The sequence below is a fragment of the Vibrio chagasii genome, assembly GCF_002954585.1.
GTDB lineage: Bacteria > Pseudomonadota > Gammaproteobacteria > Enterobacterales > Vibrionaceae > Vibrio > Vibrio chagasii_A.
The window spans coordinates 466,816-487,157 of sequence record NZ_MSCI01000001.1 but is presented as its reverse complement, the minus strand read 5'-3'; the positions used below and the strand labels follow the sequence as shown (position 1 = coordinate 487,157).

18 protein-coding genes are annotated in these 20,342 nt (G+C 42.9%); 8 read left to right on the top strand and 10 right to left on the bottom strand.

Going from position 1 to position 20,342, the window contains the following annotated elements; genetic code table 11:
* Positions 1-44: 44 nt before the first annotated feature.
* The 3 genes from BTO10_RS02370 to BTO10_RS23670 form a co-directional block, all read right to left on the bottom strand.
* Positions 45-1,316 carry a DEAD/DEAH box helicase gene (locus tag BTO10_RS02370; RefSeq protein ID WP_105023437.1) on the bottom strand — a complete coding sequence of 424 codons (1,272 nt, stop codon included), beginning with the start codon at positions 1,314-1,316 and terminating at the stop codon, positions 45-47.
* A 57-nt stretch (positions 1,317-1,373) separates the two neighbouring features.
* Positions 1,374-1,985, bottom strand: a complete 612-nt coding sequence (locus BTO10_RS02365; protein ID WP_105023436.1) for an acyl carrier protein phosphodiesterase — start codon at positions 1,983-1,985, stop codon at positions 1,374-1,376.
* 137 nt (positions 1,986-2,122) lie between these two features.
* A complete protein-coding gene (locus BTO10_RS23670) occupies positions 2,123-2,251 on the bottom strand; it encodes a hypothetical protein (RefSeq protein ID WP_258096962.1) in 129 nt (42 codons plus the stop codon).
* Positions 2,252-2,697: 446 nt separating this feature from the next.
* Between BTO10_RS23670 and BTO10_RS02360 the strand changes: the two genes are divergently transcribed.
* Entirely contained in the window at positions 2,698-3,924 is a 1,227-nt protein-coding gene (locus BTO10_RS02360) for an aromatic amino acid transport family protein (RefSeq protein ID WP_105023435.1), read from the top strand.
* Positions 3,925-4,069: 145 nt separating this feature from the next.
* On the top strand, positions 4,070-5,494 hold the full coding sequence (locus BTO10_RS02355) for a methyl-accepting chemotaxis protein (RefSeq protein ID WP_105023434.1): 1,425 nt from the start codon (positions 4,070-4,072) through the stop codon (positions 5,492-5,494).
* Between the two features lie 436 nt (positions 5,495-5,930).
* On the opposite strand, the gene BTO10_RS02345 is transcribed toward BTO10_RS02355, so the two are convergent.
* The 3 genes from BTO10_RS02345 to BTO10_RS02335 form a co-directional block, all read right to left on the bottom strand.
* Positions 5,931-6,659: an HAD-IA family hydrolase gene (locus BTO10_RS02345; RefSeq protein ID WP_105023433.1), complete on the bottom strand. Its 729-nt coding sequence runs from the start codon at positions 6,657-6,659 to the stop codon at positions 5,931-5,933.
* A 260-nt stretch (positions 6,660-6,919) separates the two neighbouring features.
* On the bottom strand, positions 6,920-8,728 hold the full coding sequence (locus tag BTO10_RS02340) for an HD domain-containing phosphohydrolase (protein ID WP_105023432.1): 1,809 nt from the start codon (positions 8,726-8,728) through the stop codon (positions 6,920-6,922).
* A gap of 60 nt (positions 8,729-8,788) precedes the next feature.
* Positions 8,789-9,283, bottom strand: a complete 495-nt coding sequence (locus BTO10_RS02335; RefSeq protein ID WP_105023431.1) for a hypothetical protein — start codon at positions 9,281-9,283, stop codon at positions 8,789-8,791.
* Positions 9,284-9,531: 248 nt separating this feature from the next.
* On the opposite strand from BTO10_RS02335, the gene BTO10_RS02330 reads away from it, so the two are divergent.
* The 4 genes from BTO10_RS02330 (at position 9,532) to BTO10_RS02315 (ending at position 15,590) form a co-directional block, all read left to right on the top strand.
* Positions 9,532-10,008, top strand: a complete 477-nt coding sequence (locus BTO10_RS02330; protein WP_105023430.1) for a CreA family protein — start codon at positions 9,532-9,534, stop codon at positions 10,006-10,008.
* Between the two features lie 116 nt (positions 10,009-10,124).
* Complete coding sequence (locus tag BTO10_RS02325) at positions 10,125-11,429, top strand: inosine/guanosine kinase (protein ID WP_004738099.1); 1,305 nt, start codon at positions 10,125-10,127, stop codon at positions 11,427-11,429.
* Positions 11,430-11,699: 270 nt separating this feature from the next.
* Positions 11,700-13,448, top strand: a complete 1,749-nt coding sequence (locus tag BTO10_RS02320) for a formate--tetrahydrofolate ligase (RefSeq protein WP_105023429.1) — start codon at positions 11,700-11,702, stop codon at positions 13,446-13,448.
* 237 nt (positions 13,449-13,685) lie between these two features.
* Positions 13,686-15,590, top strand: a complete 1,905-nt coding sequence (locus BTO10_RS02315) for a sensor domain-containing diguanylate cyclase (RefSeq protein WP_105023428.1) — start codon at positions 13,686-13,688, stop codon at positions 15,588-15,590.
* Positions 15,591-15,630: 40 nt separating this feature from the next.
* Here BTO10_RS02315 and BTO10_RS02310 read toward each other — a convergent pair whose 3' ends face one another.
* On the bottom strand, positions 15,631-16,236 hold the full coding sequence (locus BTO10_RS02310) for a beta-phosphoglucomutase family hydrolase (protein ID WP_105023427.1): 606 nt from the start codon (positions 16,234-16,236) through the stop codon (positions 15,631-15,633).
* Between the two features lie 87 nt (positions 16,237-16,323).
* Between BTO10_RS02310 and arfB the strand changes: the two genes are divergently transcribed.
* Positions 16,324-16,734: an alternative ribosome rescue aminoacyl-tRNA hydrolase ArfB gene (arfB, locus tag BTO10_RS02305; RefSeq protein WP_004738107.1), complete on the top strand. Its 411-nt coding sequence runs from the start codon at positions 16,324-16,326 to the stop codon at positions 16,732-16,734.
* An 82-nt stretch (positions 16,735-16,816) separates the two neighbouring features.
* On the opposite strand, the gene BTO10_RS02300 is transcribed toward arfB, so the two are convergent.
* Positions 16,817-17,134: a helix-turn-helix transcriptional regulator gene (locus tag BTO10_RS02300; RefSeq protein WP_004738108.1), complete on the bottom strand. Its 318-nt coding sequence runs from the start codon at positions 17,132-17,134 to the stop codon at positions 16,817-16,819.
* 200 nt (positions 17,135-17,334) lie between these two features.
* On the opposite strand from BTO10_RS02300, the gene BTO10_RS02295 reads away from it, so the two are divergent.
* Positions 17,335-17,658: a hypothetical protein gene (locus tag BTO10_RS02295; RefSeq protein ID WP_105023426.1), complete on the top strand. Its 324-nt coding sequence runs from the start codon at positions 17,335-17,337 to the stop codon at positions 17,656-17,658.
* Positions 17,659-17,771: 113 nt separating this feature from the next.
* Here the strand turns inward: BTO10_RS02295 and BTO10_RS02290 are convergent, their stop codons facing one another.
* The gene (locus BTO10_RS02290; protein ID WP_105023425.1) at positions 17,772-18,833 is read right to left on the bottom strand and encodes a S1 family peptidase; all 1,062 of its coding nucleotides are present in this window, start codon (positions 18,831-18,833) and stop codon (positions 17,772-17,774) included.
* 249 nt (positions 18,834-19,082) lie between these two features.
* On the bottom strand, positions 19,083-20,216 hold the full coding sequence (gene gcvT / locus BTO10_RS02285; protein WP_105023424.1) for a glycine cleavage system aminomethyltransferase GcvT: 1,134 nt from the start codon (positions 20,214-20,216) through the stop codon (positions 19,083-19,085).
* Positions 20,217-20,342: the final 126 nt, after the last annotated feature.

Genomic DNA, 20,342 nt, shown 5'->3' with positions numbered 1-20,342 from the left:
GTAACTGCGCGTATGAGTTCATTTATAAAATAAAATAGTGCTGCTTATCGGCGGGCTTTACCACGGTTTTGGTGAATCTTAAGCTTTGCTTTCATCTTACGCTTTTCTGACGAGCGGCTCTTGCTACGCCCACCTCGGTCAGGAGAAACATCTTGTTCTAAGCTAGGTTCAAAACCTTTTAGCCACTCTTGCGGCAGACGAGTATCAAGTAAGCGTTCAATTGCGCCAAGTAAGTACTCTTCGTCATGGCTCATAAGAGAGATTGCTAAACCACTTTTACCAGCACGGCCTGTACGACCAATACGGTGAACATAGTCCTCAGCTTTGTAAGGCATATCATAGTTCACCACTTGCTCGAGCTGCTGAATATCAATACCACGAGCTGCAACATCAGTTGCAATTAATGCTCTTACTTTACCTGATTTAAAATCATCGAGAGCTTTTTGACGTGCACCTTGGCTTTTATCACCGTTGATTGACGCCGCTTTGATCCCATCTAGCTTAAGCTCTTTAACCAACGCATCAGTGCCCTGCTTAGTCTTGGTGAAAACCAATACTTGTTGCCAATTGTTTGAGCCAATTAAGTACGCCAGTAGTTCGCTTTTACGCTTTTTATCGACTGGGTAAACCATCTGCTTAACTGTCTCAGCAGTGCTGTTAGTTGGCGTTACTTGGATTTCACTTGGTGACTGCATCATACGATGTGCAATCGCCTTAATCTTGTTATCAAACGTTGCTGAGAAGAACAGAGTTTGACGAACATCATTCATACGCGAAAGAATGCGTTTAATGTCGGGCATGAAGCCCATGTCTAGCATGCGGTCCGCTTCATCAAGTACCAATACTTCTGTTTGGCTTAGCATGATATTTTTAGTAAACATGTGATCAATTAAACGACCCGGTGTCGCGACTAAAATGTCAGCGCCTTGACGAAGGTTATCAGTTTGAACCTTCATACTTACACCACCGTAGGCTACGACCACTTTAAGATCGGCACCTTTTGCATAACTAGATACGTTATCAAACACCTGTTGCGCAAGCTCACGGGTTGGCACTAAAACCAAGGCGCGGACCAGCTTAGGATTTGGAATTACATTATCTTTAGTGGCAAGTAATCTTTGAATAATTGGCAAGCCAAAAGCCGCCGTTTTACCTGTACCCGTTTGAGCACCAGCCAGTACATCTTTGCCCTCTAAAACCAAAGGAATCGCTTGTTCTTGAACACTGGTTGGAGCCGTGAAGTTCAGTTCTTCTAGCGTAGCAAGTAGGTGATCAGACAATCCTAATTGATTAAAAGATTTGGTAGATTCAGACATAGTAAGATGCTCAAAGATTAAATAGGCGCGGATTGTAGCAAACCTACATTACGCTGTTTACCTTTCCTTTTGATTTTTCTTCAATTGAAGCGTATTAAACTCGCTTGCTTCCTTTAAAACCATGGGATAAAGCTCATTAAAGTGACACTGCAACGTATCATAATGGTTTTCCAAGTCAGCGTAGCACGCTTTTAGCATGCCAAGCTTTGGCCTTCTCAACGCCATTCGCTGTAACACCATTTCAATGGACTCCATATCCTGGTAACTCTCCAACCAGCGTTGTTCTGCCATTTTCTGATGAATGAACACAAAGCTTTCCGGCCAATGAGGTTCTTGATGATCAAATATTTGTTGATGGCTATCGAAACAAAAACGCTCTAGTGATTGCTTAGAAAAATTGGCCCAATGATTGGCTAAACAGTGATCCCAGAATACATCGAGTGCGATAGGTGCAAAGCGTTTCGTCTGATTTGAAAAGAGTGATTTAGCTGAACGAGAAACATCGTGCCTGTCTGTATAGCTGTCTACAAACCGATGAAGTCGAATGCCATCAGAAAGCGAATCTGAATAGTGTTTATTTGGGTCGCCTTTCACAAAATCACCTAACAAGTTTCCTGCTAGGTCGCTGTCACAGTATTTGGCGATATGAAGGTGTGCGAGAAAGTTCATTGAACCTCATTAAAGTGTCGAGAACTAAGTAACATGGTAAACGTACTTGTTTATCTTCGCGAACTTTAATGAGGATAGCTTTTGGTATGACGAGTGAGCGAATCAGATTTGCTCAGTATAAGAATTGAAATGAAACGTTAGTAAGAAGATGGGAAAAGTTCTTCAGCTAACTGTTTAACTGTCTGTTCGTAGTCAGATAAATCAATGCCAATTTCCATAGCATCTAACAACTCTAGACTTTCGTCATTTAAAGATTGGTCACTCATAGTGCCCCCTCTATTCCTTGATGTGGACGTTATGTCCAATTAACCAGTGCACCATCTTGGACTTATATTATGTCACTTTGATGAACGCACTCTACTCTACCCATTCCATATTTATAGCTTGAAGCTACTCGCGATCATTAACGGTTATCTACGTTAAAGTGGTATACGCGAACGACATATGTACTGCCACCATACATTAAGTACAACAAATTACTCTAATTATTTTGAAGCCGATCATGGTCAAACGTTTGCTCACCTCGTTTTTCGCCCCCGAACAACACCATCGTACACATAAATTTACAGTGGATACTTTAGATTACATTAACCATTGCAATTGGAATTAAACTGAATCAGAATACTCCAAAATCGAGATATTCTTTGGGTTTATGCGCTTAAGCTAGAAGAATTACAATGAAAACACCCCCTAACGTAAAGAATTATATACAATGAATAAATCAAAGGTTTTTGGTAGTACTTTGATCATTGCTGGCACAACAATTGGTGCCGGCATGCTCGCTCTTCCTCTTGCTTCTGCAGGTATTGGCTTTTCAACTTCACTTTTCTTGATGCTTGGTTTATGGGCACTAATGGCATTTACAGCGTTATTAATGGTGGAGCTACACCAATTCGTTGAATCTGATGCCACCCTACACACTTTGACTCACACGATTTTAGGAACAAAGGGAAAGTGGATTGCGAGCTTCGCAGTTATGTTTCTATTTTACGCACTGTGCGCCGCTTACATCGCAGGCGGTGGTGCGCAGTTTAATCAACGAATTGCCGACATCGCAGGAATTGAGCTCAATGGCCAAGTGACGACTTTGCTGTTTACATTGTTGGTGGCTGGTGTTGTAACTATTGGTACGCACAGTGTTGATAAGGTTAACCGTGTATTATTTGGGCTAAAACTGGTCGCGATGGTTTTGGTTCTGAGCTTCTTAGCACCTAACATCACTTCTCAATACCTATTAAGCATGCCACTACAGCAAGGTCTGATTGTTGCGGCAATTCCAGTCGTGTTCACCTCTTTCGGCTTCCACGGCAGTATCCCTTCTATCGTAAGATACCTTGATGGTGATGTACGCTCTCTACGCAAAGTTATGATTGTAGGTTCCGCGTTACCTTTAGTTATCTACATTTTTTGGCAAGGCGTTACTTTAGGTGTTGTGAGCCAAGAGCAGTTACTTTCTGACACTAGCTTGGGTGCACTTTTGGTATCGCTGTCGCAAACTGTGCATCAATCAAATCTAAGTGTGATCGTCGGTGTGTTTGCCGATCTCGCTCTTCTTACGTCTTTTATCGGTGTTAGCTTGGGTCTGTTCGAATTTATGGGCGACTCATTAAGCAATAAACTAGGCAGTGCAAAACGAGTAAAGACTGCCGTTATTACTTTCTTACCACCGCTCGGCTTTGCGCTATTTTACCCACAAGGCTTTATCATGGCTTTGGGTTACGCAGCCATCGCACTTTCTGTATTAGCTATTCTTTTACCTACTGTCATGGTCTACAAAGTACGCTACACAGATTTCACTATTGCGACTAACGGCTCACAACCTAATTACCAAGTTTTGGGCGGGAGCAAAGCACTGTTTTTAGCGGGTGGCGTTGGTGTATTTATCATTGCAATTCAAATCCTTATATCTGTAGGGTTATTACCCTCACTCGGCAAATAAAGCAATTCACTAATGATATGGGCGATCAAGCTCTCATTTATGGAATGTCTATATCATTAGTTTTCACAATTACTCGGCGTACATCACATTTTTATTGAAGTCGGTTATTTAGAGTCCACGGTAAAGGATTTACCGTGGAGTTTTTATGAAAGAAGTACAATTTCGAACGATAGACAAACTGTTTATCAAAATGTCTATTAACGACAAATTTTGGGTTATTTTCTTAATCTTTCTCGCCGCTGTGGCAAGCTTGTCAGGCTTAAATTACGTTAATAAAGTGGAATATATTAACGCTAGTGCAAAGCATCAAGCCGAGTATAAACTCCAAGGCATTTTGTCAGCATCAGGCAACCCTACTAACGTGAGTGGCATTACTCAACAACCTCGTCCACAACAAACTACGATTTCAAATAATGGTGTTGTGACTGCAACGGCAATCGCTAATGATGGCAATTATTACTCATTAACCGTTTCTAACAACGATATTCAAAACCAAAAGCAGCAAGCACTGTACACCTTATTACTCAGCTTTTTATGGTGTGTGCCTTTTGGTCTTTTCTGCTACTGGGTCGCTACTTTCTTAGGTGGTGCACTTTGGGTACTTTACACAACCACTCAAAAGATTGGTGACGGTGATTTAACCTCACGACTCGGCTTCCACCCTGGACGCGATGAATTCGGTACGATCGGCTGCGCACTAGATCGTTCAATGGATACGTTGTCGGAGCTTGTTAACAATGTTAATCAAAGTGCTGCAACGCTTAGTGAAACCTCTTCTTCCTTCGAAGCTGAGATGAAACGCAGCGAAACACAAATCATGAGTCAGAACGCTTCTCTAGATTCTGTTGCAACGGCTATGGATCAGATGACGGCTTCAGCGAATGAAGTGTCTAACATTTCCGCACGCTCTACCGAGCAAACTGAGCAAGACGCACAACAAATCAATGACAGCCACGCTAAAGTTCAGCAAGCGATCTCAGAGATCACTACACTTTCCTCTTTGATTGAGCAAACCTCTTCTTCAGTAACAAGCCTGAACGTTAACACTAGCCAAATTAATGAAGTTATCACCACAATTAACGCGATCTCAGAGCAAACAAATCTGTTAGCACTCAACGCAGCGATCGAAGCCGCTCGTGCTGGAGAACAAGGTCGAGGGTTTGCAGTTGTTGCCGATGAGGTAAGAACGCTTGCAAGCAGAACTCAGTCTGCCACGGTAGAAATCCAAGCGATGATTGAGCGTTTGCAACAAGAGAGCCGAAATATCGCTAAGATCACTGAGCAAACGGTCGACCAAGCACAAACTAGCAGCCAGTTGATTTCTAATATCGGTGAAGACGTAAACTCAATCGCCGATTCAGCTCAAGCGCTGATGGATATGAGTATTCAAATCGCCACATCAGCGGATGAACAAAGCAACGTGGCAAATACTATTGCAGCTGAACTTAACGATATTCGCAGTCAATCAGATGTGATTAAAGATGTGGCACAAAACTCATCGAATGGCGTGTCTAAGCTGACACAAGCGTCTGTAACCCTATCGCAGACATTGGCGAGATATCGCACCTAAACGTTTGTAGATAACAGGCACCTAGCTCCCGCGAAAGAATCATCTCGTTTATAGAGCAAAGGGGCAACAACAAATAAGGGCTCACATGAGTCCTTTTTTGTTGGATGGCGTTAATACCATGAGAAAAATCCGCCGACTAACGATGAAGTTATCATTACCATGAAGCAAGTCGCAAAGGAGAGAATATAAAGGAGCAAAACTGTCTAATAAACGAGCTTGAGAGTAGTCTATCTATACGGGTCTTATTTTCGCTTACCCTCTTGCTGCAGGTGACACATAATGAATAAAACAGAAGCACCAAACATCGAAGACGTGACATGCCCTTTATGCCAACATGACGAATACCTACTTTCAGAAAGTGGAGAGAAGTTTACTTGCGCATCCTGCGGGTTTCACACTAAACAATTTAGTAAAGTACTCAGCCTTCAACTAGGCGCTAACCCACCAAAGCTGCAGAGTTCGGTTTATCACCACTTGAGCAGTGCTTGCCATTAATCCAGAGAGAAATCTCTTCCAAACTATAGATGTCCTGAGCCGCTAGCTCTGCTGTGTCGGCTTTTGGATTGCCATTTACTGATTCGTCTAGATTTGGTCTTAACCTAAATGACTGAATGCCAGCTCGGACCCCTGCTTCTATGCCTTTCAAGGTATCATCAACATAAATACACTCATTGGGCAAAAAGCCCATATTCATTGCTGTGTACATGATCAAGTCAGGTTCTGGCTTCCAGCTATTTGCATCGAATGCTGAAAACACCTTACCTTTAAAATCGTCGAGCATACCAGTCATCGCAAGGGAAGATTCAACACGAGATTTAGGTGCGTTTGAAGCGATACAAAATTCTATGTCTTGATTCTTCAGAAATTCAATCAGTTCAACGGCTCCATCCATTGGCTTTAGGTGACGTTGAAACAGTGCTTCTAGTTCTGCTCGATATAATGGCTCTAGTGTGTCAATGGAGACAGACAGACCCAGGCGTGTCTGTGTGTCCATTAAAATATCGGCTAGCTTTCCCCCTTGAAAGTGAGCGTAGCAGTCGTTGAGGTTTAGCTCGGCGCCAAATTCGCTGAAAACATTGACTAAGGCTTGGCAGCACAGCTTTTCACTGTCGATAAGCGTGCCGTCGCAATCAAATATCACACATTTAGTCTGTTCTAACCGCATAGTTCTCTCACTCAGATTAAATCCAAGTTTTATCCTATAGGGTTCTTCCAAAGTGAGGGATGACTGAGGTAACAGTTTGTGGATGCACGCTTATTTCTCTTCGCAAAATATGCAGCAGATCACCTTCTGAGCCGCCATAAGCAACAGTTTTCATCAAATGATCACCAGACTCGCAGTATCAATGCCTGAAAGCTTTACAAAAAACTGAAGCTAATAGGAGAAAATATAAATATTAGAATACAAAATCGTTGTACAAAGTACTAACTGACTGCCGATTCTTCTTCGACTTTGGATTTACCTTCTACCTTGAAGGTATATTCAAAAGCTGCGGTGTCAGGATAAGTATCAAGTATCGCGACAAATTCAGGCAAATGTTTTAGAAGTAATCGAGTGAGTTGTGGGTCGAATTGATAACCGCACTCGCGTTCGAATAAATCGACAACCATATCTAAAGACCAAGGTTCTTTGTAACAACGTGCGCTCAGCAACGCATCAAATACGTCCGCTACAGCGGTAATACGCGCGAACAAATGAATCTCCTGACCCGCTTTACCATTTGGATAACCAGCACCGTCCCAACGCTCATGATGATCATTGGCAATAATCGCCGCGAGGTTAGTAATATCACCCGCACCGCTCTTCAATAAATTATAACCCGCAGTGGTATGAAGCTTCATTACCTCCAACTCTTGCTCGGTTAGCTTACCCGGTTTATCGAGAATAGCCTCAGGAACCGAGATTTCGCCGACATCGTGCATTGGGCTGATGATCTCTATCATCTCGACTTCTCTATGACTCAAGCTGCTGTGTTTAGCTAACAGTGCTGACAATTTGGCAACGCGTTTTACGTGATTGCCAGTCTCGCCTGAACGAGTCTCAATGGCTTCACCTAAGACATGAATCATCTCTTTTTGTACATTTAACGTCTGTTTTTGCAGCGCTAGAATCCGTTTGTTCTTTTTGGCTAACTCTTTTTTCTGACGTAAGGTGATAAATTGCATCACGATAATCAAACTCAAGCCTGCGATTACCATGGTTAAGCCCAACAGCAACTGGAAGTTCTTACGTATGAAAGATGAAGGTTCGTTAATGATTACCGAATCTTCTGGAAATGTACTTTCACGCAATCCGAACTTTTTCATCGCATCGTAATTGAATACAAAACGTATGTTATCACCGGGTACTAACGAGCTTTTAAAACCAAGTGGGACGTACTTATCCAATGCATCGACCGCTTGTTCACCCATACTTTGTGAATGATTCACATATCCGCCAAGAACATCCCCAAGAATGTAAAACTGCCAAAGTGCGAATACGGGTGCAGCGCTCGCCTGAGATATGGTTTCTGCAATTTCGGTATAAGAGTGGTAAACACCTTGCGTCAATTCGGTGTTGTAGTGACTAATCAGCACTGCATCATCGGGAGAGATATTTTTCAAATACTCACCCGCCTGTTCTAAAGCTTGATTGCTGATTTCCACAAGATTGATTTGTGGATAACCCGCCATGACTTTATGAACTTCTTTACGGATTAGTTGAGACGTGACACTGTAATCATTTACAAAGTATAAGTTCTTGATATTTGGACGTAGCTGAGAAATAAGCTCGATATTAATATCAATATGATCATTCTCATAAAGCACAGTCGCTTTGTCGCTCACGGTGTACATGTCTGTGTTTAAGTCATTAATACCAACGGCAACAACAGGTGTTGAACGATCTATGATTGCACCTAGTGACTCAAGGAAATTAGCGGCATTATCATCAGTCGCGATACCCCCATCAAACTCATAACCTGAATATTTTGCTTCGAAGTAATCCACGAGAGAGTCGTAGTAGTCTTGGTTATGAATACGTTTAGTATCTAAATACTCGATAGAGAGTTTTACTTCGCCATGGGATTGCTTGAACGCGTTATCGATCCCCTTTTGGAAATCTGCGGTCCATTGATAGGAAGGTTCGTAGGAGTGTAATACTAGGACTTGTTTAACATCCCAGTCGTTAGCATAAAATGCAGGAGAAAAAGCGCTAACACACAATACAGCGATTGAGATCAATAGCTTGTACATACCGAACCCTTTTTAAAAGACGGCGCACTGTACTCAGATTAACGCTTTCTCAAAGAGTCATTAGTTCTCGAACACTACTTTATAGGTATAATCTTGATCTTGAGCCCAAAAATCATGTAACTGTTTAGCAAACCCGACAATATTTTTATCGTCTTGGTTAACAATATCTGATATTAGCAGCTCATCGTCACTTGCCGTTACAATAGCACTCGCCACCACATCACCGCTTTTAGTACCTACATACAATTCATGTTCATCAGACAGCATGATTTGGCTTAAGAATTCTAGGATGTTCGCTCTTTCCGCTTCATCCTGATAAGCGCTAGCTTGGTTTAGAGAGAAAAGAACCGTCAGTTTGTGAAAATCTACTTTATGCAGTTCGTCAATTTGTGAGGGCGTTTGGTCTTGCGGGAGAAGTTGGTAAGTCTTTTGGGAAAGCTGGCTCTTATAGATATCTAGACCTAAAAGGCTTTCTTTCGCGGGGTAAGCAATATCAAGCTGGCTAAACAGCCACTGATTCTTCTTTAATGCGATTTCAGGTATTTCGTTATTCATTCTTTTAGTACCTACAGTTAGTATCCCCAAATATCACAGTTATTTGGCAGACATACGGTCGGCTGAGGCGCCGAGCTACATGCAGAGAGCATACATAGCATCACTAAGGCCAACAAGTACTTTAAATGCTTCATATTTTTCATTATCCAACAACATCCTTTAAGAACTTAACGAAAAGCTCTACACTCGTATTCAAGCTTTCAATTTTCTTATAGTAAACAGAACTATACAAATAAAAAGGACTTCTTATGAAAAAAGCCTTAATAGCAGCCGGTATCATTACAATGTTAGCAGGTTGTTCGGACAACGAGGTTGGCGACGTATCTTTAGGTTTCTTCACAATGAAGGATATTAAGATGTCATCTTTAGACGATGACAAAATCCCGGGCGTAACGTGTCACATCGCTTCCATCGAAGCGAACCTGAGTCTTTCTGATCCAAGTGATAGCTCTATTTCTTGCCGCCAAACGGGTGAAATCACGCCTGACATGATCGCGCAGATTGATAAAAGTAAATCTGGCGAAGTGGTATTCAAGCAGTCGAAAAGTATTTTCTTCAAAACCATGAAAGTTCGCCGTATTTACGACGCAGAAAACCAATCCCTACTCTACTTGTCTTACACCACTAAAGAGACTGAAGGTAGCTTCAAACACAGCCTATCTACTGTTCCTCTATGGGGTACAGCCGCTTACGTTGATCCAGCAACACTCGTACCAACAGAATAATCAATACGAATCACCTGTACAGACATTGTGCAGGTGATTCAAAATGTAATAAAAATGAAAGAAACAGAAACAAAATGTGATATCATGCGGCAAAATTTTTTCACTGTATTTTTCATATGAAGTTTCCTGGACAGCGTAAATCTAAGCATTACTTTCCAACTCACGCACGTGATCCGTTGGTCAACCAAATTCAACAAACACCTAAACTGCACCGTGCAACGATTGTTGGTGTAGGTCAAACCATTGTTGATATCGAAGCCCGTGTTGACAGTGCGTTCCTTGATAAATATGAGCTGAGTAAAGGTCACTCGCTGGTATTGGAAGAAAGTAAAGCTGATGCGCTGTATGAAGAGCTTGTAGAGCGCGGTTTGATTACGCATCAATACCCTGGCGATACTATTGGCAACACACTGCACAACTATTCCGTACTTGCAGACAGCAAATCCGTACTGCTTGGCGTAATGTCTAAGAAAATTGAAGTTGGCTCATTTGGTTACCGTTACCTTTGCCGCACTTCTTCTCGTATGAACCTAAACCACCTACAAACAGTAGATGGTCCAATTGGTCGTTGTTACACGCTAATTACTGAAGATGGCGAGCGTACGTTTGCGATTAACGAAGGACACATGAACCAGCTGCTTCCAGAGAGCATTCCTGAGAAAGTGTTCGAGAAAGCATCGGCTCTAGTCGTTTCTTCGTATCTAATGCGCGGTAATCCTGAAGATCCAATGCCAAAAGCGGTACAAAAGGCGATTGAATATGCGAAAGCGCACAACGTGCCTGTTGTTCTAACACTTGGTACTAAATACGTGATCGAAGGTAACGCTGAATGGTGGCAAGAATACCTGAAAGAGAACGTAACTATCGTTGCGATGAATGAAGACGAAGGTGAAGCGTTAACAGGCGAAAAAGATCCACTTCTTGCGGCGAACAAAGCACTAGAATGGGTTGACTTAGTACTGTGTACTGCTGGTCCAATCGGCCTTTACATGGCAGGTTACACAGACGAGCTAGCAAAACGCGAAACTACACTTCCACTGTTACCAGGCAATATCCCTGAGTTCAATAAATACGAATTCAGCCGTGCTATGCGTAAACAAGACTGTGAAAACCCGGTTAAAGTGTACTCTCACATTGGTCCATACCTTGGTGGTCCATTAGAGATTAAGAACACTAATGGTGCGGGTGATGGCGCGCTTTCTGCTCTGCTACATGACATGGCAGCAAACAGCTACCACTTCGTTAACGTACCAAACTCAGAGAAACACGAACACACGTGTCTAACATACTCTTCACTGTCTCAGATTTGTAAGTATGCAAACCGCGTAAGCTACGAAGTGCTAACACAGCACTCACCTCGCCTTTCTCGTGCACTACCAGAACGCGAAGATAGCTTAGAAGAAACATACTGGGACCGTTAATCGCGCATCTGTCGCGTGACTAATACTGTCATTTAAAAGGGGCTGCGATATGCAGCCCCTTTTGTATTTAAAGTGGATGTGAACGTAATTCGAACCCACTCAATCGAATATTTGGCTCATTTAAGATTTGATCTCGCGCAATGACTCTTCAGATCTGTTATCTTCCAGCACATAATCGGTGTGGTTTGCCTTTACTTAGCAAATTTATGCAGTACCATCGCCACGCAAACGTTTACGCACCACCTTTCGATTCTGATATAAGGATAAAATATGCTGTCTGATATCGATATTTGTCGTTCAACACCCCTTAAAAACATCAGTGAGGTTGCTAAGCAAGCCGGCCTACAAGAACAAGAACATCAGCCCTTGGGGCAATTTAAATCAAAGGTGTCTCTAACATCACTCGAACGCCTATCTCAAAAGCCAGACGGAAAGCTGGTTGTCGTGACAGCAATTACACCAACACCACTTGGTGAAGGAAAGACCGTGACGACTATCGGTTTAGCACAAGGGTTGGCGAAGATTAACCAATCAGCAATGGCGTGTATTCGCCAGCCTTCAATGGGCCCTGTATTTGGTGTGAAAGGTGGTGCTGCTGGAGGTGGTTATTCTCAAGTTGCCCCTATGGACGAGTTGAACCTCCACCTAACTGGTGACATCCACGCTGTGACAGCCGCTCATAACCTTGCCTCTGCAGCTATTGATGCACGCTTGTATCATGAACAGCGTGAAGGCTTACAAGCATTTGAAACTCGCTCAGGGTTGAAAGCACTGGATATAGACCCTAGCAGGATCGTTTGGCGACGTGTACTTGACCATAACGACCGCGCGTTACGTATGATTACCGTGGGTAAAAACGAAACGGATAAAACGACAAACGGCTACGAACGCGAAGATGGATTTGATATCTCAGCCGCCTCAGAGCTTATGGCTATTTTAGCACTGGCCGATGACCTGCAAGATTTACGAAAACGCATTGGTCGTGTCGTACTGGCATACAACAGACAAGGTAAGCCTTTAACAGCAAATGACTTTGATGTTGCCGGTGCAATGACAGTAACAATGAAAGACTCTATCGAACCAACCTTGATGCAGACACTTGAAGGCTTACCAACGCTTATACACGCAGGTCCTTTTGCGAATATTGCTCATGGTAACTCTTCGATTATTGCAGATAAGATCGCACTGAAACTCAGCGACTTCGTTGTAACTGAAGGTGGATTTGGTTCAGATATGGGCTTCGAAAAAGCCTGTAATATCAAAGTTAAAGCATCTGGTAAGAAGCCCGATTGCGCGGTAGTCGTAGCGACATTGCGTGGACTAAAGGCGAACTCTGGTTTGTATGATTTGAGACCAGGAACACCACTACCCGATTCGCTCTTCAGTGACGACATCGATAGGTTGGTCGCTGGCTTTGAAAACCTAAAGTGGCATATCAATAACGTTAAGCAATACGGTGTGCCTACCGTAGTAGCGATCAACCGCTTCCCGCAAGATTCACAACAAGAACTCGACACATTGAAACAGATGATTACAGAATTCGATAGCAACGTCGCTGTTGAAGTCAGTGAAGCATTTGGCCAAGGCGGTGACGGCGTAACTAAACTTGCACAAGCGGTTGTTAAATCATGCCAAAATGACGGTGACTTTAAATGCCTTTACCAAACAGGCCAAAGCTTAGAAGAGAAACTCATGGCGGTTGCTGAAATCGGTTACGGTGCCGCGAGTATTACACTCTCCCCGAAAGCGAAGCAGCAGTTGGCTGAGTTTAAACAACACGGCTATCAAGATCTGTCGGTATGCTTAGCTAAAACACCACTCTCTATTTCAACGGAGGCACATATCAAAGGCGCACCAAGCCAATTTGACGTACCGGTAAGAGAACTAAAACTGTGTGCGGGTGCGGGTTTTATTTACGCTTTATGCGGCAATGTAATGACCATGCCTGGGTTGCCAGATAAACCGGCGTTCATGTCGTTAGATATTGATAGTAATGGAAATATTGTTGGCCTTAGTTAGGCAAATTTATCCAGATAAATGTCGAAATATCGGGATTTAACCGCCTCGTTTTTCGGAGCACTATTCTATATTGAGCAATCATTTTATCGTTAAGTGATTGCTCATTAATCAAGTCAAGGTGCACAAAGTTGCACTAAAACCACAGTAATATGCAGAGCTTGTTTTAAGTTCTGGGTCAAGATCACATTAAAAACCCTATAGAATATATAGTATTGCGCTGATTCTTTGAGGACAGTGATGAATACAAGTATAAAGAAACTAGTCAGCCAATTTCTGTGCACCGTGTTTGCCCTAGGATTAGTCCCTGCCCTCTATATCAACTCTGAATTCGACAGAGTCGAAGCCCAGCACTCGCTAAACATCAAACAATCTAGCCAAAACCAGATTGAGTACAGCTTTCACGAGCTCGCTGTCATTGTTGAACAAAGCTCTAACTCCGTTCCCTCTATAGCAGATTCCAAAACGTTACTTCGAGCAATTAAAGAGCCATCGGTCATTCACACGGAAGCTTTACAAGACTTGTGGGTAATGCTTGCCCGTGGCCAGAAGTACTATTCTCAATTACGCTATCTTGATTTAACCGGTAATGAAGTGTTCCGCATTAATTACAAAGATGGCCATGCTTCAGTTGTTCCGGAAAACGAACTCCAAAATAAATCATCACGTAGTTACTTCTCCGCACTTCAAGAACTTAAAATCGGTGAGGTCAGTACTAAAGGCATCGATCTTGAAGTCGAAAACGGTCAGATAGTTCGCCCGTTGATTCCGGCACTGCGCATTATGTCACCTGTCGCTGACAACAATCGCATTATTGGTTACTTCATTGCCAACTTAAACATGCTAGAGATTTATAAACGCCTTCATTACCAAATCGGCGACTCCTCTGCTGTCCCAATCATTCTCAATAAGACTGGTCACATCATCATGGGGCCAGATCCTTCGCAGTCTTTCGGTCACGTTATTGAATCACGCTCAGGCCAAACTTATGCCAAGCTGTATCCTAAGCTCTGGTCTGCGATAAAAGACAACACATCTTCTAGTTACTTTGATGGTAAAAACTGGTATTTCCATGCTGATATCAGTCCCAAGATCAAGCAGTTTGAAGGCCCTATCTACATGGTACTTCATATAGAGAATCAGCAGTTTAATAGCCAGTACCAACGTGAGAACCACGCTATTGTCATACAAATCGTTACCCTCACGATTTTAATATCAATGATCTCAGCAGGTTTTGTACTGTGGAACAGAAACCATAAGAAGAACAGTATTGAAAGCCAACTAGCAAAAGCCGCGATGAATTGCATGTCTGCATTGGTCATTACTGACAGTAATAATCGCATCATCAAGGTAAACCAAGAGTTTACCCGAGTTAGTGGTTACGAGTTAGAGGATGTAAAAGGCCGCCAACCCTCAATGTTTGCATCAGGGCGTTACAACCAAGAGTTCTACACCAAAATGTGGAGCGCTATTCAAAGGCAAGGCATGTGGGAAGGTGAAGTCGTCAACCGCCGTAAAGACGGGTCGTTGATTACTGAGATACTCCGCATCCAATCCATTAAAGATGCCAAAGGCTTAATCCAATTTTATGTCGCGTCATTTGTTGATATCAGTAAACACAAAGAGCTTGAGAACAAACTTAGAAACTTAAGTGAAAAAGATGCCTTAGCGGGATGCTGGAATCGCCGCAAGTTTGATCTGGAGTTGCGTGATGAATGCTCCCGTATTAACCGTTACCCTACCCTAGAACACTCTTGTTTGGCGATCCTAGATATCGATCACTTCAAACGCATAAACGATAGGTTTGGTCATGACTATGGTGATCGAGTGATTCAGACCGTTGCTCAAGTATTGCAACGTGAGTGTCGTGAAACTGACTTCGTTGCTCGTATCGGCGGTGAAGAGTTTGGTGTTATTCTGCCTCACACCACGACAGAAGAAGCTGACTACGTGCTTAATAGACTGCGAATTGCAGTTAGCCTTGAGCTAGACAGTGTTGTTACCGTTAGTGCTGGTATCACGAACCTAACTGGCGACCCAGCCCTAAACTACAAATGTGCCGACCTAGCGCTATACGAAGCGAAAGCTGCAGGGCGTGATAGCGTATGTTTGTTCTTAGACACCGAAATGAGTGAAATCGCCTAGCACGAGCTAACGCCTAAGCGACCTCACATTCTGAAGGCAATCAGTTCGGTGCAGGGTGAAACTCTAACTTATCTCCATCTACCACTAGAATACAGTCCATCTTTGCTGCGTGAGCAGCTTGTTTACCAAGGTCCGTATCCTCAAACACCACACATTGCTTCGGTTGTAACCCCATACCAAAACAAGCATCTAAAAAGGTATCAGGGTTCGGTTTGTGATTTTTCACGTCTGTAGCGGTAACAAGAATATCGAGCTTGCTAAGAATGTTCGTCTTTTCTAGCAACTGCTCCGCACTTTTACGCTGGCTTCCTGTTCCAACCGCAATCTTCTTATTTCCTAAATGTTCGAGCAATAACGAATGTGTACAAGGGATGACACCCCCTTTGTCTTCAATCGCCGCGAAAGATGCCATCTTGAACTTAGATACCGCCTGCGGGTCGAGAGACAAACCGTATTTGCTGTTCACTTCACCTGCTATTTTGTAGCTCGGCATGCCACCTAAGCTATGCAGCCAAGATGCTTCAAAGTGGAATCCAAATTCCAGTGCCGTTTGCTGCCAAGCCTGGACATGAGCCGGCATTGTGTCGATCAACGTACCATCCATATCAAAGATTAATCCTTCATATGCCGTTAAATCTATTTTCATTACTGTTACCACTCTTTAAGAAAGTTACTGATACCATAACCAATATTCAGTATCATGACTCCACATTACGGTTCAAAATGGAAGTTTATGTTACAAATATCTAACTCTGTATCAATTCAAGACTGGGAACTTCAGTTAACTGCGATCAGAGCTCAAGGTGCGGGAGGCCAAAACGTCAATAAGGTCTCTAGCGCAATACACTTACGCTTCGATATCAAGCACTCTACTCTCCCCGATTTCTACAAAGAAAAGTTGTTAGCCTTCAAAGATAGCCGAATTACTAAAGACGGTGTGATCATCATTAAAGCGCAACAATATAGGACTCAGGAACAAAACCGAGAAGATGCGTTAGTACGCTTGAAAGAACTGATATTGGAAGCAACAAAGGTTCAAAAAGTAAGAAGAGCCACTAAGCCTACACGTAGCTCACAAAGAAAGCGTTTAGAGAACAAAAAGCAAAGAAGCAACACCAAACAACTTAGAGGAAGAGTGAGCTAGCTGCTTCCTTCCCCCATGGTGCGCCACTACAAATCAAATAACGGCTCTATTCTCTTTCCCCCACTGTTTTACCTGTACATATTCACTGTGGCTTTTTAAACGCGAGAATTAGCTTGATCAGCAACATGCGTTCTTCATTTGTGAGCAAGCGACTCACCGCAGCGACGTCTTCGGCCGTTGCATGAGAAGCGCCAACAACATCTAATACCACATCCAGATCTGTGGCTTTCAATGTCCGAATTATTGAGCGATATTGTGACATCTTGATATCTGCTTCACCGCGCTCGATGCGCTGATAAGTTTTTAAGCTCATTCCTGCGCTAGCAGCCAGTGTCTCTTGGGACAAATTAGCTCGCTTCCTACGCTCAATGAGCGCCATGACAATCGGCTCTTGTGACATAAGCTTACTCCCACTAGACAGTTATGACCTATATTCAGCAAGAAGCAGACCATATTGACTCACTCATGTTTACATAAGCTATTAAAGGCATATTATTCGATCCTTAAAAAACTTACGTATCATAAACATCTACACATACGTCTATAACAACTATTCAGGCTAGTAAACTTGGTCAGCCAAGTCTTAGGAAATAATGAAAATTGCATATTGCGAACAAGAAAGAAGTCGAGTTGGAAATTGCGAATGACTACAAATTAGCGTTTCCTTGTATAAAACAGGCTTTAGATTCAAACACAACACGTGCCGATATTATCGAAGTTCAACACAGACTTCTTACTTACAAAGAGGTCTTACTCCACGGTGATATGCTAGAAGACAAAGAGCTTAAACGTGCTTTTTCCGCTTTAAATACTAATGAGAAAAGTGTCGCGCAAGGCGGAATAAGAAGCATCAATGATGCTATTAAAGAAATGGATGAAATAATCGAAAGATACAGTAGGAAGACCAATGTAGTATTCACGTAACCACGGACGTCAACATAGCTATATAAAACACTATCAAAAACTCAATAATGCAGAATCAAAAAAGTCGACGTCATCGTTCGATGAAACGTCGACTTATTCAAAATAATCAGCTTCTAGCGTTTAGCTGCTTTTCTAACACCAGCAATCAACATCAGCATACCTAGCAAACCAAATGAAACACTACCACCGCTGCTACCAGAATTCGATGGAGTGCGTGCATTGATATAAGCAGTTCGCTTAGCATCGGTAGAAACAAACTTAGGTGTTTCATTGCCAGCAACTACACTATCAATCCAATCTTTGTAGTCATAGATCTCTGTGAATACCGAAGTTACCCTGTAGCTTCCACCACAGGTTTCTGGGCCAAAGCTGGTAATACCAACTTGTCGGTAATCCGCGCCGTCTAACCAATAAACTGGGCCGCCAGAATCACCTTGGCAAGTACCACCAAATAAACCAGAGAACGCACTATAATCGCCTTTGAAACAAATCTGGTTATCAGTTAAAACAGAACCGTCTTTGAAAGCAGATGCGCACTCAGTGTTATCAACATAAGTAAGCGATACACCTTGCAAGATCGTCGTAGCATCAAAATTAGAGCGAGTATTTCCGTGCCCGACTGCGACGAAATCGTTAACTACGTTGCGATAAGAATCGTTCGACGGACGCTTAACTACATCATTCACCGAATCAATATTTAACGCACTTTCAAGCTTTAAAACAGCAACGTCGTTACGTAGAAGATCACTCAGGTTATCCGAGTAGTCACTGTGATAGTAAACTTCAACTACGCGCGATTTCTGGATATTACCATTAGGAAATTTAGACGTATCTTCAAGTTGCGGTACCACTGTTGTAAACAGCTGACCTTCTTCATTACCGTAAATACAGTGCGCGGCGGTGAGAATATGAGTCGGATCTAAAATGGTTGCACCGCAATACGCACCTGTCGAGTACACACCATCGTAATCAATACGATCGATAAACAAACTCGCCATTGAAGGGAAATCGCTAACTGATGCATAGCTGCCATTAACAATATAAGGTGTCACGCCCGCATCAGGAGTCGGTTCAACCGCATTCTCTGTAGCCAAAACACTTGATGAATAAATCAACGGCGCTAAAAGACCTACAACGACTTTGTTTGTAGGACTAATTGCTTGATTCAAATTCATAGATAACTCCTTGTAACACTGACAACTTATTTATAATGTGAATAGTCCCCAACAATAACATACTATGGCTTTCAGTATAGCGTGTTTTTGCAACCTCAATACGACATTTTTTAAACATGACAACGAAGAATGACAGGATACTGATGGCCGAAGATCCAATCAAAACAAAAAAGCCTACCGTTAAACATCCCTTAAAAGAGAAGCTAACAATAGGCTTTCGTTATAATTTGTGCTTTATCTTAAAAGATATTAGCCACGGTAGTAACGTTGAGGTACGAATGGCATTTTTTCTACTGTCATTGGTAGCTTCTTGCCACGGACTTCAGCAAATACTTCTGTACCGATAGCAGCAAGATCAGTGCGTACGTACGCCATTGAAACAGGCTTACCCGCGTTAGGACCAGCAGTACCGCTCGTTACCACACCGACTTTGTTTCCTTCTGCATCAAACAGCTCAGAACCTTCACGTACAGGAGCTTTAGTTTGTCCCACTAAGCCAACACGCTTACGTTGAACGTCTTTAGTCGCGATTTGCTCAAGGATGATATCGGCACCTGGGAAACCGCCAGCACGCTCACCGTCAGTACGACGAACCTTTTGAATACCCCACAGAAGGCTTGCTTCTACTGGTGTTGTCGTTGTATCTAGATCGTGACCGTATAGGCAAAGACCACATTCAAGACGAAGTGAGTCGCGAGCACCAAGGCCAATCCACTCTACTTCAGCTTCTGCCGTTAGTTTGCGAGCTAGTGCTTCAGCATGATCGTTCGGTACAGAGATTTCGTAACCATCTTCGCCTGTGTAACCACTACGGCTTACGATGCATTCAACACCGTCAACATCAACTTTTTGAACGTCCATGAATAGCATGTCTGCAACACTTGGCTGGAAACGAGCAAGAACCTCAGCCGCTTTAGGGCCTTGAAGTGCTAATAGTGCACGATCATCAATCACTTCCATCTCAACATCTGCAGGAAGATGAGCCGTAAGGTGGTCGATATCTTGTGTCTTGCAAGCTGCGTTAACAACAACAAATAGGTGATCACCTAGGTTAGCAACCATAAGGTCATCCATGATGCCGCCCTGCTCGTTAGTAAAGAACGCGTAGCGCTGCTTGCCAGCAGGAAGATCGATAATATCGACAGGAACTAGAGATTCCAAAACAGCGGCTGCGTTTTCACCGTGCAGACGCAGTTGCCCCATGTGAGAAACATCAAAAAGACCAGCAGCGTCACGAGTATGTAAGTGCTCTTTCTTTACACCTAGTGGATACTGAACTGGCATGTCGTAGCCAGCGAAAGGAACCATTTTTGCGCCCACTTCTACGTGAAGTGCGTGCAGAGGTGTTTTTAGTAGGTCTTGATTAGCGTGTTCTTGAGTCATTTTCTTCTCCATGAAGCGTTGCAGGCTTTCCAACGTCGAGTCTGCCGCTTTTATCTCTATTTAGAGTCGCCTCTAACGATACGGATTAACGTTAGAAACAGTAGATAGTAAAAAGTGATGTCTTAT